Annotated in this window: 21 protein-coding genes; all 21 read right to left on the bottom strand. The window is 40.0% G+C overall.

All coding sequences use genetic code 11. From position 1 onward, the window contains the following. Positions 1-20 precede the first annotated feature (20 nt). The 21 genes from ACN6MY_RS03725 to ACN6MY_RS03625 all read right to left on the bottom strand — a co-directional run bounded on the left by ACN6MY_RS03725 (position 21) and on the right by ACN6MY_RS03625 (position 13571). The gene (locus ACN6MY_RS03725) at positions 21-164 is read right to left on the bottom strand and encodes a hypothetical protein (RefSeq protein WP_419882792.1); all 144 of its coding nucleotides are present in this window, start codon (positions 162-164) and stop codon (positions 21-23) included. Positions 165-207: 43 nt separating this feature from the next. Further along, positions 208-558 carry a hypothetical protein gene (locus tag ACN6MY_RS03720; protein WP_419882791.1) on the bottom strand — a complete coding sequence of 117 codons (351 nt, stop codon included), beginning with the start codon at positions 556-558 and terminating at the stop codon, positions 208-210. Between the two features lie 5 nt (positions 559-563). Continuing rightward, positions 564-956: a phage structural protein gene (locus tag ACN6MY_RS03715; RefSeq protein WP_419882790.1), complete on the bottom strand. Its 393-nt coding sequence runs from the start codon at positions 954-956 to the stop codon at positions 564-566. Between the two features lie 16 nt (positions 957-972). Then, complete coding sequence (locus ACN6MY_RS03710; protein WP_419882789.1) at positions 973-1983, bottom strand: DUF3383 family protein; 1011 nt, start codon at positions 1981-1983, stop codon at positions 973-975. A gap of 11 nt (positions 1984-1994) precedes the next feature. Continuing rightward, a complete protein-coding gene (locus ACN6MY_RS03705; RefSeq protein WP_419882788.1) occupies positions 1995-2474 on the bottom strand; it encodes a phage neck terminator protein in 480 nt (159 codons plus the stop codon). Beyond that, complete coding sequence (locus tag ACN6MY_RS03700; protein ID WP_419882787.1) at positions 2455-2817, bottom strand: hypothetical protein; 363 nt, start codon at positions 2815-2817, stop codon at positions 2455-2457. The genes ACN6MY_RS03705 and ACN6MY_RS03700 overlap by 20 nt, the downstream gene beginning before the upstream one ends. Continuing rightward, positions 2817-3431 carry a hypothetical protein gene (locus ACN6MY_RS03695; protein ID WP_419882786.1) on the bottom strand — a complete coding sequence of 205 codons (615 nt, stop codon included), beginning with the start codon at positions 3429-3431 and terminating at the stop codon, positions 2817-2819. The genes ACN6MY_RS03700 and ACN6MY_RS03695 overlap by 1 nt, the downstream gene beginning before the upstream one ends. A 1-nt stretch (position 3432) precedes the next feature. Beyond that, positions 3433-3768 (bottom strand): DUF4054 domain-containing protein, encoded by a 336-nt coding sequence (locus ACN6MY_RS03690; protein WP_419882785.1) that lies wholly within the window; start codon positions 3766-3768, stop codon positions 3433-3435. A gap of 16 nt (positions 3769-3784) precedes the next feature. Beyond that, entirely contained in the window at positions 3785-4051 is a 267-nt protein-coding gene (locus ACN6MY_RS03685; RefSeq protein WP_419882784.1) for a hypothetical protein, read from the bottom strand. Between the two features lie 17 nt (positions 4052-4068). Continuing rightward, positions 4069-4401: a hypothetical protein gene (locus ACN6MY_RS03680; protein ID WP_419882783.1), complete on the bottom strand. Its 333-nt coding sequence runs from the start codon at positions 4399-4401 to the stop codon at positions 4069-4071. Then, positions 4401-5282, bottom strand: coding sequence for a DUF2184 domain-containing protein (locus tag ACN6MY_RS03675; protein WP_419882782.1), 882 nt, complete (start codon positions 5280-5282; stop codon positions 4401-4403). The genes ACN6MY_RS03680 and ACN6MY_RS03675 overlap by 1 nt, the downstream gene beginning before the upstream one ends. 26 nt (positions 5283-5308) lie before the next feature. Next, positions 5309-5773 carry a structural cement protein Gp24 gene (locus tag ACN6MY_RS03670; RefSeq protein WP_419882781.1) on the bottom strand — a complete coding sequence of 155 codons (465 nt, stop codon included), beginning with the start codon at positions 5771-5773 and terminating at the stop codon, positions 5309-5311. A 29-nt stretch (positions 5774-5802) separates the two neighbouring features. Further along, positions 5803-6930 (bottom strand): DUF2213 domain-containing protein, encoded by a 1128-nt coding sequence (locus ACN6MY_RS03665; protein WP_419882780.1) that lies wholly within the window; start codon positions 6928-6930, stop codon positions 5803-5805. A 437-nt stretch (positions 6931-7367) separates the two neighbouring features. Next, positions 7368-8141, bottom strand: coding sequence for a minor capsid protein (locus ACN6MY_RS03660; RefSeq protein WP_419882779.1), 774 nt, complete (start codon positions 8139-8141; stop codon positions 7368-7370). After that, positions 8134-9477, bottom strand: a complete 1344-nt coding sequence (locus tag ACN6MY_RS03655; RefSeq protein WP_419882778.1) for a DUF1073 domain-containing protein — start codon at positions 9475-9477, stop codon at positions 8134-8136. Before ACN6MY_RS03655 ends, ACN6MY_RS03660 begins: the two co-directional genes overlap by 8 nt. 5 nt (positions 9478-9482) lie before the next feature. Next, complete coding sequence (locus ACN6MY_RS03650; protein ID WP_419882777.1) at positions 9483-10775, bottom strand: PBSX family phage terminase large subunit; 1293 nt, start codon at positions 10773-10775, stop codon at positions 9483-9485. Continuing rightward, positions 10768-11640, bottom strand: coding sequence for a terminase small subunit (locus tag ACN6MY_RS03645; RefSeq protein ID WP_419882776.1), 873 nt, complete (start codon positions 11638-11640; stop codon positions 10768-10770). The genes ACN6MY_RS03650 and ACN6MY_RS03645 overlap by 8 nt, the downstream gene beginning before the upstream one ends. Positions 11641-11716: 76 nt before the next feature. Beyond that, positions 11717-12280 carry a hypothetical protein gene (locus ACN6MY_RS03640; protein WP_419882775.1) on the bottom strand — a complete coding sequence of 188 codons (564 nt, stop codon included), beginning with the start codon at positions 12278-12280 and terminating at the stop codon, positions 11717-11719. A 49-nt stretch (positions 12281-12329) separates the two neighbouring features. Beyond that, entirely contained in the window at positions 12330-12482 is a 153-nt protein-coding gene (locus ACN6MY_RS03635) for a hypothetical protein (RefSeq protein WP_419882774.1), read from the bottom strand. Between the two features lie 429 nt (positions 12483-12911). Further along, positions 12912-13295 (bottom strand): ArpU family phage packaging/lysis transcriptional regulator, encoded by a 384-nt coding sequence (locus tag ACN6MY_RS03630; protein ID WP_419882773.1) that lies wholly within the window; start codon positions 13293-13295, stop codon positions 12912-12914. 84 nt (positions 13296-13379) lie between these two features. Continuing rightward, positions 13380-13571, bottom strand: a complete 192-nt coding sequence (locus ACN6MY_RS03625) for a DUF3954 domain-containing protein (RefSeq protein ID WP_419882772.1) — start codon at positions 13569-13571, stop codon at positions 13380-13382. Positions 13572-13615 lie beyond the last annotated feature (44 nt).

Here is a 13615-nt window from a genome sequence, read left to right as displayed (position 1 = left end):
TCCTCAGTATTTTGGTTTATTTACTGCCTTTTTTTTATTGCTGCTTCTTCATTTTCTGCTTTTATATCAAGTGCAGTATTCAGCAGCATCATTTGCCGCTTCGATAATTGGCCGGCTTCAGTAATGCTTACAACCTTTTCAATAATTGGGCGGTAAAACCACATTTCACGGTGTACTTCCGCCCTGAGCTTGTTCGGATCCTCTGAATTATTTTCCTGATCGAAGAAAGGTCATTGCTTCTTTTAAGACCTCTTCCATTCCATCGTGTTCGTCAAAATATTCAAAGGAAACTTTAGGATCTACAATGACATGATTAAACATTTCCTTGGCAGTTTTTTCAGCAGATGGAACACCACTATCATTAACCATTCTGTCCTGAATGCGTGTATATTCCAGGGAACCTGGATGCTGCAGTGTATATTCAATTCCTTCAACAGTTACTTTCTTTTGAGTACCGATTTTAGCCATTTTATTTACCTCACTTTTTAGTTTTAGATGTAAAAAGACAGCCCGATTGGACTGCCTGTTTAGATTGCTTTTTTTCTTTTTAATTTCCATTCAAATCAGCTTTCTGTGAAATCAAATATCTGGAAGGCGAACTCCCGCGAGCTCGCTTCATCGGCAAACTCTTTGGCTGGTGTTTTCTTTACCCTTGCCCGGGTGCCCCCAGCTTTCTCAGGTGGCGTGCCGCTATAATTCACCCAAATCGGAAACTCCTTTTTTGACTTAGCCTTTGCCATCAGAAAAGCATAGGATGGAGAAGTTTGCGACAAAGTTGCTGTAACCGTTCCAAGAGGGTTATTTGTTTCAGAAATAATAACCTCCCCCAAAGCGCTGACTTTTGTAGAAAAAGCATCCTCATCTTTCTCTGCAGAAATCATTGTTCCGTCTTCAAAACCTGTGATGAACGTTCCATCCACTGTTAATGTACATAGATTTGCATCGTAATTTCCCATGTTTTTATAAGCCCCCTTACACTAAAATTTCGCCAGCAATATTTGATTCATGAATGGCTCCAGCAAGTTGGAATGAAAATGTCAGGCCATTATAGATACGCTTTGCCCGTTCTGGACCCGGTACCTCTGTACGTGATTTTGTTTTAACTGAATATAGAGGATTACCGTCATCATCTGCTGCAATAATTCCATTAGTAAATCCCTGCAGTAGGGTCGTGGTTACTTGCCCATTCAACACACTTATACCCCGGTTGTCATACGGCAGTTTTTTTGCATTAGCAAACGCTGTTTGAATATTATTTTCGATATTGACCTTAACCCAATCCTTACCGTGGATTACATCGATATATTCACCGCTGGTAACAATGCCTTCGCTTGTTTGGTTAATGCCGGCCTTTGTCACATAAGCAATGGCACCATCTGCATGGATAGCAGCCAATTCTGTTTTATTAACGTCAATTGGTGTAATCCCTCTTAATTTTTTGAACTTCCAGGTAATCGAACCAACCACATAACTGCCTAGTTCTCCAACTAAAGCAGCGTCAGGTTGCTCGACAGCAATCGTGTGATAAAAATCGATAGTGCGGTCATAGTTTTTGGTTTTAAACGCTGTACGTCCTGCTGCATCGCTTGTTTTGGTTACATAAATTTTGTATTTCGCAGCTTCAACTAAGTCTGCAACTGCTACCTGTTCAGTTAGTGCGGCATCCGCGGTAAGCAAGAAATACCAGTCATTATCAAGATACTTTGCTGCTGCATCAACCGGATATTTAATTCCTGTCACTGCTGCTGGATCATATGTTGCGATGGCAATAGACTGAGGTGCATGATCTTGTGCGAAAATCGCTGCTGCTTTTTTATAAGCATTTGTTGTCTCCGGGAAATCAGCTTTAACCGCGGCTATTTCTAGATAGTTTTTAATAGTTGAAGCCCCTGCCTTGGATGCAAGAATCAATGGTTTGCCAAAGCCAATCAGCTGAGGCGGTTTAATTAAATCAATGGTTACGGTGACATCTTGTAATGGCATCCTTCACCCTCCTAATTTGTAATAATGACAGCTCCTATAGATTCCATGACTCTGATTTGTTCAACTGTTGCCCGGAACTGGACATCAAATCCAAATTTGTACTCATATTCATCTATAAGAAAGGTGGTTCGATTTTCTATATTCCAGACATTTGCGACCACAATGTCTTTTTCTTGAAGGAAGTATTCTCCCGAAAATAAAAACCACTGATGAACTTTGTGTGCCAGTTCAATAGTGGTTTCTGTGTTTTCAGCATATATGGAAAAAGAAATAGTGAATTTATACTCACTGGTCCTTTTTTCGTAATCTCCCGTTTCATCTTCAAAGTGAGTGATAGATCCTCTGCCTCTTCCTTTGATATAAGGGGTTGTAATGGTATACACGCCATATGGCAAATCAGGAGGTTCATTGGTGGTATCTCTTTTAATAATCTGTAGGCCTGTATCCTTTTTTATCTGGGCAATCATTTCTTTAAGTGCTGCCAGATTCATGACCTGCCCACCTCGCAATATAAATGAAAACATCCGAGTAATCCCGAAAGTCTCTAAAGTATTGGATTGTATAAGGGATATCACGGTGTACGACCTTCTGGCCTTGCTTGAGCTCCTGTGTTACATATATCTTTCTATCTCTCGCATGATAGGTGCCATTTTCAGCATATTTTAAATCATCATCAGTGAAAGGTAGAACAACCCCTGTGATAGTTCCTTGAACGAGCTTACTGTCCGTAATCCAATCACCATTTTCTGCCCAATGGCCTTCCCTCTTTTGATAAGAAACAAGAGGTACACCGAATTCTTCAATCATGCTTTTGAACTCCATGATCTCCGCCATTATGCCTTCACCACTTTCCAGGTAACCCGCCGAATTAACTCTCCAGTATCCTTCAAAGGATTTGAGGACCCCTTATTTTCCTGGGTAATTCGGGAGTTGGCAGGAGAGCGCAGAGAAGTCATCTTTTCCTGGATATCACCAGCTACACGGCTACCTACCTGATTGAACATATTCTCGGGAGTGATCTTAAAGGAAACTACTTTCTCAACCAGCTTTTCCATGAACTGAACCCATTCATCATTCTTTTCATCAAACGTTGAACGAATAAAAGACCGTTCAGGGATTGTCACGCTTTTCACTAAGTAAAACATGACCTTTATCCCATCACCGTCCGGCACAGCTAGTATGTTCTTGCCCGGCACCTTAAATAGCCGTGGTATTTCTGCCGCACTCCGTCCCTCAGCTTCCTTAGTCGGAATGGTTAGGGCTTTTCCTTTCGGCTTAATCACCATCCCGAATTCATGGACATTCGCAATCATGGCATAAAAAGAATCATCGGAAGCAAAAATTCCGATTTCAACGGAGTACTTCCCTAATTCATCCAGGACTCTTATAAGGTCCTCTAATCTATCGTTTTTGATGGTTACTTTTGCATGACTTCGTCTAGATGGCATATTAAAGCACCGTCAAGTTCAGGCTCTTTTTTACCGGCGGCCCTGCTATAATCCTTTGATATTCCTGCCCAAAAGGCGTGGAATTAAGCCCGGATTCACTGCTGGAATCAGCATATGTTCTGGCCAACTCTCCGACTTTCTCCGATTTAACCCGCTTGATGTTGACGAAAGCAAGGTGAGCAGCTAGATAACGAGTAAGCCGCTCCTTCTGTTCCTCTTTTACATTTAAAAAGAACACCTCAAGAGAAGCGTCCTCAATGTACATATTCAGCTGATCATCTGAAAGAGAAGCCATTTCTTTGCTCATACTTCTCACTCGGCCAGGTGTGGTTGTCATAGGACGTCACCCCTTCCTATTTCACTTTCTTCTTCAATTTGTCTGGTTTATCCCCAAGGCCCCCTGCTTCCTGCTCAGGTACTGGAATAGATTCTGGTTCAGCTGCTAATGCTTGTTCTTCAGCTTCATCCACAATCTCGATATCCTTTAGCAAATGCTGATTTAGTGGATTACTATAGACTTCTTGAAACTTCTCCTGATCAGATAAGGAGAGCTCATTATCACCAGGAACTAACCTTACTCCAATATGACGAACATATTTATCAGTATTGCGTACGATCATCTAATCACACCTTTCTTTTATTCATCATCTGAATCTTTATCGCCATTTCCGCCTTGAATTTCTACAAGCTGAGCATCAATGGATTCAAGAACCTTTTTGCGCTTCTCTGTTTCCTTCATTTCTTCAAGTAGGGAAACTGAGAACGTGTCCTTTACAAGATCGATAGCATCCTCAGCAGATAGGTCTTTCAGGCCTTTTTGAGGAACGATTTCCCCTTTGTCTACAAGTATTTTCATCAGAGGATGTGCACTAAATTCCTTGAATTCTTCTGGTGACACTTGGTTGCCACCCGGTACCAGCATTACACCGGCTGCATGACGGACGTATTTTCCTTTGTTATGCACCAACATTAAATGCCATCTCCCCTCATGATTGCCATTGGATAACGCACAATAGCACCGCCTGTTCTTTCCTCAAGAGGCACCTTGTAATTCGGAAACTTATATTCTTCAGGATGGCGTTTGATGTCCATTGGAATCAGCACTTCAATTACATCTGGAGAATTATCAAACACTAAGAAGCAATCAGTTGCCCCAACCCCCTGTTTTTCCAAATCGGAAGTGAATTCAATCCTGCTGAACCAGTTCTGGCTACGTAGATATTGAAGGACTGTTTGTCCGGTATATTGATTATATTCTTTCTCTAATTCTTCCATCCCGTCAGGGGTTACCACCAAGGTATTAGCTGTATGACCAGGCAGGCGATTAATGGTTGTGCGTGCTTTCCTTAAATCAGAAACAATTTCCTGGCCCGTTTTGTCTTTCCATTTGGTCGAAGCGCCTGCTCCATTCTTATCCAATGCTAATATCTGAATACCTTCTGCGTTTGTAACACCAAGAATGTTATGTTTAGCGTCTCCAATCCATACAATGCGGTTTTCTTTTTCAGCAATGGCTTTTCTAGCTGTATCTGCCTTAGTAGCTTCAACAGGACGGCCAGACATAGCCGCTTGTCGTAGCTCTTGAACAGTAAGACGAAATGCTGCAGCAATAGAATAAATTCTTTCAGTATGGCGCTCCATATCCGCATCAACTAATGGAATATCATCGGCACCCGGAGCAAGTACTTTAGCAGCACCTGACCGTTTGATGACATCATAGCTATATGTTTCAGCACCCTCTGGTACATCACTCTTCACATTAAAGATGGAACGTGCTTTTAGCTCTTCTTTCTTTGCTTCGTAAATTCGGCTATCAATGGCCTCAAGGTCCATAGGGCGAATTAGTGTCATATTTCTTTCACTCTCCTAATTTTCTATTATGGTAAATTAATTTCTACTTGAACCAGGGATCCGGCAGCTGCCTTTGATTTAAATGTTGCAGTAGGGAATACAATGGTTCCGGACGTTGCTGTGTCAGATGCGTAAAACTTCCCATTTGAAGGATTGATATTAGCAGCTTCACCCGTAATAACATCCTCACCTGCTTCAACCCAAATAACACCTTTGCGAATAACTGCAACAGGGTCAAATTGAGGGTAGCTTTGATCATTTGCCTTCGTTACCCAATCGTGAACCTCTTGAGCAAGTGCAATCCCATACGGCTTGTTTCCTGAAGATTTAATTGTTAAGACTGTTTCACCATCTGGACCAAGTTGAACACCTGCACCAAACGGAATCACTTCCCCTGCAGCTTTAGTATCCGCACTATAATCCTGATAATTTGCCAATTTCCCTTTTCCGTTTGCTTCCGGCATATATTTCTCGTAATCAGTAATAGCCATATTCAGTGGACCTCCTAAATTTAATAATTTTATTTAGATTGATTCATATTCAAGCGCTGAGACTTCATTTCTTCCAGCTTTTTAGTATTCGAAGCTCCATCACCCGTCAGTAAATGATTGGGTCCAGTAGAAGAAAAACCGTCATTCTTCACACGTTCTACTGTTGCCTCATAGAAAGCATCGATGTAATCTTCTGATTTACCATCACCTTTAAAATCTGGCTTAGCCTTTTGAATCACCGCCTCTTTAATATCGCGGTCTGTTTTGCCGGTAAAATCAAAGGAATCACCAAGCAACGTTTTAGCACCACTAATAAGGACCACGCGCTCCTGAACCTTTGCATCCAACTGATCAGCAGACAGCTGGCTTTCCTTCGCCTCCTTTAATTCCTTTTCTGTTTCTTTAAGCTTTACTTCCTGAGCATCATAACGGCCCTGCAGTGCATCAAAGTCCTTTGCTTTTGTTCCTGCAGCATCCAAACGTGCCTGCTGTGCATCTAAAAAGGACTTAACCTCAGATGGCACCTCAAAGTCTTTTCCATCAATCTTATAAGTTGGCATTTTTTCTTTTCCTCCCTGTTTTTCAATTTGCCATGCATCAGAGTCATTCCGGATAGCCACCTCTGGCCCCGCCCGGCCCTGATCCACAATGGCAATATGGTTAATTTCTAAATTTCGTTGGACATATTCATAAGCCTGGCCATTATAAGCCCCTTGTTCAGCCACCACATCAGATAAAAAACCAATACTGATTTCCCTCTTGCCATCTTGAATTTTTTGAATGAGTGCTTCATCCGTAATGGTCATAGATACATAGAGTTTTAAATTCTCCACCCTGGCATCCGTATGGGAAAGCCCCTTGGCATACCTGCTATAGTTTTTTAATGTGACCGGCTCATTGGGATGATCGTCTGTTACCGGCTTTGACTTGGCTGAATAGATTGTTTTGTCGCTGAATATTTCATCCGGCAGCTTGGCTTCCATCTGAATGGTTCCATCCTGCCGCTGATAAGGAAAAACACCAGGTCTGGTTATCGGTACCGTAACGGTTAGATATCCTTCTGGTGTTTCGCTGTAATCCTTTATGAATGCTTTATCAAAACGCTGATTTTTAATTTTTTTCACCTCCTTTAAATTAAAAAAGAGGCTGATTATCAATCAACCTCTTTCTGGAGTTAAATTTATTTATTAATGAAAAATAGATTAATAATTATGGCTATAATCATAACTAGAGTAAAGTACCTATTGTTTACTACAATATTGCGATTTCCTAATATTTTTCTTAAACCTACTTCAAGTAACCTAAGAACTATTATAACCAAAAGTAAGAAAGGAATTAGGTACAATACTGGATTTTTTATAAAAGGAGCCATAACAATGACTACGAAAAAACTTATAACAAATGCGATAAAGCTACTTAATTCATTTGTACCTCTTTTAAAAAGCCATTTACAGAATTTAATCAATGGTTTCATAATAACTAACTCACCTCGGTTATAAATTACCTATTTTTTACTAATTAATTAAATTTTAACACGATAATGATGATAAGTTATATCATTAATAAAAAATCGAGGCTTCTCTTATAACCAGTATTAATCAAAAACAGGAATAGCCACACATCGGCACCGATAATCTGTACCAGGTAAGCCAACTTCAGGCGGTTCAGTGTATGGAAACACTTTATTACTGAGTGCTTTGTGGGTAGCTCGGACCCTTTCATCCTGGGAAGTTAGCCATTTGAATTTATCCACGCCCATTTGCTGATGTCTCTTGGCTGTCATTTGACCAAAAACAGAACCCGATTGATCCACAGCAATAAATTGTGCTCTTTTCCTGCTCATTCCCACTCTTTCAACAAGCTGCTGGCGAATGTCTTTAATGCTATTGCCATTCTTAACGCCCTGATAGATGATGCTTTCAATTTTAGGAAAATATTCATCTTTTATGGTTGTAATGTAGCTAACATTTTCAGATATGGTTGTTTTCATATAATCAGCAAGCCACGGTTCGCTTAGTGTAGGATCAATTCCTTTAATTCGTCCCTGGGCCTGCATGTTCTTAGAATTAAAACCATTGAGATTGTTAACAAACCGAGTCGCTGTTTCTAAAACACTGTTTGATGTAAAAATATTAAGAGATAAGCCTTTAATCAAATCAATGGAATGCTGAATAACAGACAGTGGACCATCCTGCTTGTAGGAAGAACTATCCGTCCGGGATCGATACAGTGTTATCTGTAGCTTGATATGTTCGTCAAACACCTTCAGCGTAGCTCGTCCTAGCTCTGTTATAAGGCGATTAAGGTCTCGGTAATATGAAACTGCGACAGCATCAGGAAAACGCGTAGGAGGCACTTTTTTAGCCATGTGTACCATTCTCCTTATGAGCCCTATAAATTTCATCTGCCATCGCCTTTAAATCAGCCTCATCACCTGAAAACTTTGTGATATTCGTTAACCCGAATTGTCCAAAACGTGTTTCCCTTATTTCGTCAGCTGTTAGGACTCCATCGGTTAGATAAATCGTGTCTGTTTCTGCTACTATCTTTCGGATCGTTGCGTCTGTTTGCGAATCCACTTCCCACAAAGGATTAAATTTCAAAGACCACTCTACTTTTGCAGGGTCAATTGCCCCGCCCAATTCATCGGTAGACATCAGCAGTAGGCGTATAAGCCGCTCTAAGTGAGGGCGCATTTCATTTTCCTGCTGTGCTGCTATACGTGAATAATAGTTCATGACATCATATTGAGCGCCAGCAATCGTTCCTGCCTCCTGACCTTTAATCACCGTTTTCGGCATCCTGGCTGCACCTGCAAGCATATCCCAGACGTAATCGAGAAGGTCTTTAATACCTCCAATTGGAGTGCCTTGTTTGGTCAGTTCCTCGTCCTTACCGATAATGGCCAGGGCCTCTGTCCTGAACATATAATCCATCAGCATACCAAGCTCGTTTTTATCAGCAGCAGACATTCCATCTATCCCGTCAGATTTATAAACCTTGAAGGCAAAATCATAAAGCATCTGGCCTACTGACCATAAGGAAGTATCCAAGATAGTGATAATGTCATATAAAGGTTCAAGCAATGACTGACCTCTGTATTCATCCTCTAATCGCCTTGTCTGATCGTGAATAATACGAGAAGCATGTACATTCTCCTGACTAATGCCTGCTATCTGTTCCCCTACCCTTGACCTTCTATTGATCTGGAACATTTCAACTTGTCCAAAATTCGGGCTAAACATATCTTCATTTTGTAAGAAATCGCTAACCTTCATCCCGCTAAACGCATGAATATAATCCAATCGCTTAAGCTTTGCTTCCTCTAATGGATTTTTCAATTCAAAAGGATTGGATTGGGTTACACCTAGAGAAATAAAGCCATCCCCGCGCAATCTTTCATAAGAGCGCATCTTCTTAAAAGCGTCCTGTGCTTTCAGGTCGCGTAGTTTACTCATGATATTGTTTTTCAAAGTTTCATCCTTCATCTTCAAAGTGAACCAGCTGCGCGTCATATCTTCAGCAGGAATATCAATGATATTTTGGATGATACGATTATTGGCATATAACTGTGTAAGATCAGCATCCGAAAGGATTCTTCTCATGCCTGGCTGCTGCCTGGTTAAAACGTCTTTCCCGTGCCCTTTGCCATTTCCTATCATGAAGTCATTTCGAAAGGCTTTGGCCTGGTCAATTGTTTTCAAAAATCTCACCTCCTGCCCATAAGTCGTTTCATACGTTCTAGCGGATTCTTCAAGTCTGATACCTCGTAATCATCGAGGGCATACCAAATAGCACTGAGCGTATGAGGGTCAATGCTAAATTCATCAGGTATGATGACATCATTTTTATCCTTTTTGTACGTCAATGGCTTGAGCTCATAAATCACATTAGTACACTTATCAGAACAAATGATTTTCTTAAATCGTTTAATTTTCTTGGTGTACTGCAGCCGGGAACCTTGGAACTTCTTAGCCCCCCTCATATTGAAACCATTTTGTTTATAATACTCGATGGTCTTTGGCTCAGCTGAATCAGCCCTAATCAATTCTCTGGACTCTTTAAATTCAACAATTTCCAAAGCTGTCTTATCATCCGTCATTTTATTTTTATAGTACTCCCAATAGATATAGAGAATCTTTTTATTAGGATCCACTGCCACCCGAACCAAAGCATTATAGGATTCCTCAAAACCAAAATCCATGCCAGCCCGCTTAATTGGCGAAGGGAGACGTCTAATTGCTTCTTCCACATCTTCATGAGGCTGTACTTCGAATTGCGGCAATACCTTAACGCCATTAACGCCAAAACGACCTTTCCGGGCAATGCGGTAAAGGTCTGGATCATATTCTTTCATTTCGTCCAGCTGCTCAATATAGCTCTCCGGAAGGAATAAATTATCATCAGCAGTTGAATGGTGGTAATAGGTATCGTTAGTTATGACTGTACGCTTTTCATATAGATCAGCGTCATCTAATACCAAGCGATTATTCAGCTCATCTTTAAAAAAATGCTTGAACGACCAATTATCTTCACCGACTGGATTTGTCGAAAGAATCATATGAAGTTTTAATTTCGGATGCCTCAAACGGCCTAACAGCTCTTTAAAACCAGCATATTTGACCTCTGAACACTCTTCAATCCAAACAATTGAAACATTGTTGATTGATTTTAGTTTCGCTGGCTTGTCCATTCCTTTGAATATAATCTTGCTGCCATTCGGAAAACGAATCTGCATAGGAGATGTCATGCACTTAATACGGTCATCAAGACCTAAATCAATGACCAGCTCTTCCAATAATGAATATGTGGAATCCCTATGCGTGTCATAGACCTCACGAACAATCAAGGCAGTACGTTTCTCTTCTAACAGCTTTAAAATCAATTTAAGGGCCACATGGTAGCTCTTTGAGGAACCATATCCACCCACTAAAAATTGAAACTTAGTGCTCCAGTCAAATAGGAAATCTTCAAAGTGAGGATTGACCTCTTTCTCAGTCATCGTCCTTCACCCTCTGTTTCCGTTTAATAATAATTTCAACTGGCTTTTCGTCATCAGGCTTTTTAGCCTTGTCTCGAGCAAGCTTTACTTTCTCTTCCTCAATCTGCCGTTTAAACTTATCAGGGAACAAATCAAAGTATAAGGACAGTTTATCCAGGGCTTTCATGCGGTCTTCTAACTTTATTGAAACACCATCCTTGCCCTGCTTAACTTCTGAAATAATGGTTCCATCAACATAACTGGAATCCTTAAAGTCAACGAAATTAACCTCTTCATAAATTTGCCTGCCGTTCTTATCTTTAAGCGGACCTGCCATGCCCATAACAGGTTGGTTTTTCTGGCCGAATGTAAGATAGTCCGTCATATCAGAGAAGGCAATCTTGATGTATTTATTCAGGACATCCGCTGCCTCTAAAAACAAGTCATTCGTTATTGCTGTTTTAACCCGTTTTATCTCTTGGCGAACTCTAACATTCCCTAACAACCTTGGACCCTGAACATGGGCAGTTGCCACAGAATATCCGGCATTGATTGCTGCCTGTGTAGCATTAAAACTTCTGACGTAGTAAAGGCAAAAAATCCTTTGTTTATCAGTAAGTTCAGCTTCTTCAAGAAAGTTATCCAAGGTTATTTCTTCATCAGGCGCACGCGCCTTCTGCTCAGTTTTTTTGAACGGAGTACTCCGTATTTTTGAATGGAGTACTCCGTTCAATTTTTCACTCCATTTATCCTTTGATTTCCACCCGCCGACGGTCTTTTCAGAAACATCTAAGATTTTGGCTATCTCTCTGTTTTGAATATTACCGTCATGCTCCTTAAAAATATTAAAGGCTTTATCTCTATTAGGATCTCTTTTTCTTGGCACTACATTTCACCCACCCCCAAGAGTTTTTTGAAAAACAAAAAAGGCATCCCTGAATGGAAGCCTATACGTCATTGAGCTATTTTAATTTTCCCAACTCTTCAATTAAATCTTTATTTAACGATTCTAGAATATTGTAACCGAAACTGGCAGCATCATCTATATCCATACGTATAGCATCAAACGATACTTCATCTATTGAATATTTTCTATTTTGCGGTTCTATATCCTGAAATTGATAATAGCCTTCATAAATTTTATCTGCCAGTAATAGATACTTATCATAAAAGATTTCAATATTATTCTTATAATCCTCGTCTAAAAATAGTATTTTTACCTTTATACCTCTATATAACTTTGTAGTTCTTTCTTGATGTAAGTCGTTACCTTGCTGAAATTCTCCTAAAGCGATTTTATTTTTAGTGAGTTTAAATATTAATCCAAAAGGAGAAACTACTTCTCTTATTAAATCAGATAAATCTTGAGATACTTCTTGAAGGTTTTTAATTTTAATTTCTCTTAATAGAAATTCTTTTTGAACCTTTATATCTGACTTTTGTTTTAACCTGCTACCTAACCATACGCCTATTAAACCAATAACAGGTGCTGCAAAAATTCTTACTATCTCTAATATTTCTTTCACTACTTATATCCCCCCTATGCCGATTATACAATGGATAAAGTGTGAATTGTTATTTTCTTCTAATACTACCTCTGACTCTTTTGTATGTATCCTTGTTGGTATTCATAATCTCTAGCCAATCTTTTCTGGATAGCTTTTCTTCTTCGGCAGCTCCCTGAAGTTTCTGTTTGTCTTCCTGCTTCAACACTTCACTTAATTTCATATTCATCTCTCCCGTTTCTGATTAAGCACCACCTTATGCTAATAGCTTCTATGTATTGGTTTCCCGACTCAAATCAATCACCCAGGAGGATTGCTAGGATTGTTAAATCGGTCGGCCATTGTTGCACCATTACCTTACAAACGGATTTTCACCTTTTGTTCCCCCGTGGCCCATCAACCGCACTACAGCTGTATCGACTCCGGTTGCTCCCCCTGTGCAGCTGGCAACCTTCAACATCGACTGATTTTCCCGAGTACACCTTGATAAGGGATCTGTGCGTCTCCCACCAGGCTAATTACCTGATAAGAAAATCTTACCTGTAATGGAAAAATAAAAAGTCCCCTGTTTTATCCCTAAAAATATCCTTATTTTTGTCCGCTTTTTCTCTGGATTTTGTCGGCTTTTTGTCGGCAAAAAAAATAACAGCACTTAGATAATTCCTAGTGCTGTTGCAATTAAAAGGATGGCTTGCCGTTTATGTGAATAATACTGATCTTTGGCAAGGCCTAAATCTAAATAGATGTTAATATCCTTCACACGATTGTTCGATAGATACTTTTGTTCAATAATCTGCCGTTCCACATCATCCAATGCATGCTGCAGAGCACGATCTATTTGTTTCACTTTCAGGTTCTTTTCTTTTTCGCGGTTAATCAATGCAGGAAAAAGAATTGTTGTTCCTTCCTGCTCTTGTTCCACCTTGTTTTCCATCGCTACTTTAAGCGCTTTATACTGTTTTAGCTCCCTTGTAATGACTTTCCGTACTTCTTTTTCATCTATATCTTCAAAAAAAGCCAGTTGTTTTGCCCCCACAGTAATCCCCCTTAAATAATAAAAGGACACCAAACAAACGCAAAAGCGTTCATTTAGTGCCCTCGGTTTTTCCGATAAGCGTATTTAAAATTTTATATCTGTCTCTAATTTAACGTTACAAGGCTTATGCCCTTGCCAGTTAATGATTTGCTTTCCATAACCGGATTCGGGCTTTATGATTTCGTGGATAGTTCCATCCTTAACGATATAAGTCGCATTTTTCATGAGATCAATCTCAGCTTTCATAGTTTCTATATTAACGGCAGCTTGTTTCACCAAGATTCCCCCTATGGTATAATGGATTTTGTCAGGTACCATCG

Source organism: Peribacillus sp. B-H-3, from assembly GCF_048572925.1.
Lineage (GTDB): Bacteria > Bacillota > Bacilli > Bacillales > DSM-1321 > Peribacillus.
The sequence above is the reverse complement of the archived record's forward strand: the minus strand, read 5'-3'. Positions and strand labels throughout refer to the sequence as shown.

Bases quoted from the DNA above. Each gene is read 5' to 3' on its own strand.
- ACN6MY_RS03725 (WP_419882792.1), bottom strand. From the start codon at position 164: ATGTGGTTTTACCGCCCAATTATTGAAAAGGTTGTAAGCATTACTGAA.
- ACN6MY_RS03720 (WP_419882791.1), bottom strand. From the start codon at position 558: ATGGAAATTAAAAAGAAAAAAAGCAATCTAAACAGGCAGTCCAATCGG.
- ACN6MY_RS03715 (WP_419882790.1), bottom strand. From the start codon at position 956: ATGGGAAATTACGATGCAAATCTATGTACATTAACAGTGGATGGAACG.
- ACN6MY_RS03710 (WP_419882789.1), bottom strand. From the start codon at position 1,983: ATGCCATTACAAGATGTCACCGTAACCATTGATTTAATTAAACCGCCT.
- ACN6MY_RS03705 (WP_419882788.1), bottom strand. From the start codon at position 2,474: ATGAATCTGGCAGCACTTAAAGAAATGATTGCCCAGATAAAAAAGGAT.
- ACN6MY_RS03700 (WP_419882787.1), bottom strand. From the start codon at position 2,817: ATGGCGGAGATCATGGAGTTCAAAAGCATGATTGAAGAATTCGGTGTA.
- ACN6MY_RS03695 (WP_419882786.1), bottom strand. From the start codon at position 3,431: ATGCCATCTAGACGAAGTCATGCAAAAGTAACCATCAAAAACGATAGA.
- ACN6MY_RS03690 (WP_419882785.1), bottom strand. From the start codon at position 3,768: ATGACAACCACACCTGGCCGAGTGAGAAGTATGAGCAAAGAAATGGCT.
- ACN6MY_RS03685 (WP_419882784.1), bottom strand. From the start codon at position 4,051: ATGATCGTACGCAATACTGATAAATATGTTCGTCATATTGGAGTAAGG.
- ACN6MY_RS03680 (WP_419882783.1), bottom strand. From the start codon at position 4,401: ATGTTGGTGCATAACAAAGGAAAATACGTCCGTCATGCAGCCGGTGTA.
- ACN6MY_RS03675 (WP_419882782.1), bottom strand. From the start codon at position 5,282: ATGACACTAATTCGCCCTATGGACCTTGAGGCCATTGATAGCCGAATT.
- ACN6MY_RS03670 (WP_419882781.1), bottom strand. From the start codon at position 5,773: ATGGCTATTACTGATTACGAGAAATATATGCCGGAAGCAAACGGAAAA.
- ACN6MY_RS03660 (WP_419882779.1), bottom strand. From the start codon at position 8,141: ATGGCTAAAAAAGTGCCTCCTACGCGTTTTCCTGATGCTGTCGCAGTT.
- ACN6MY_RS03650 (WP_419882777.1), bottom strand. From the start codon at position 10,775: ATGACTGAGAAAGAGGTCAATCCTCACTTTGAAGATTTCCTATTTGAC.
- ACN6MY_RS03635 (WP_419882774.1), bottom strand. From the start codon at position 12,482: ATGAAATTAAGTGAAGTGTTGAAGCAGGAAGACAAACAGAAACTTCAG.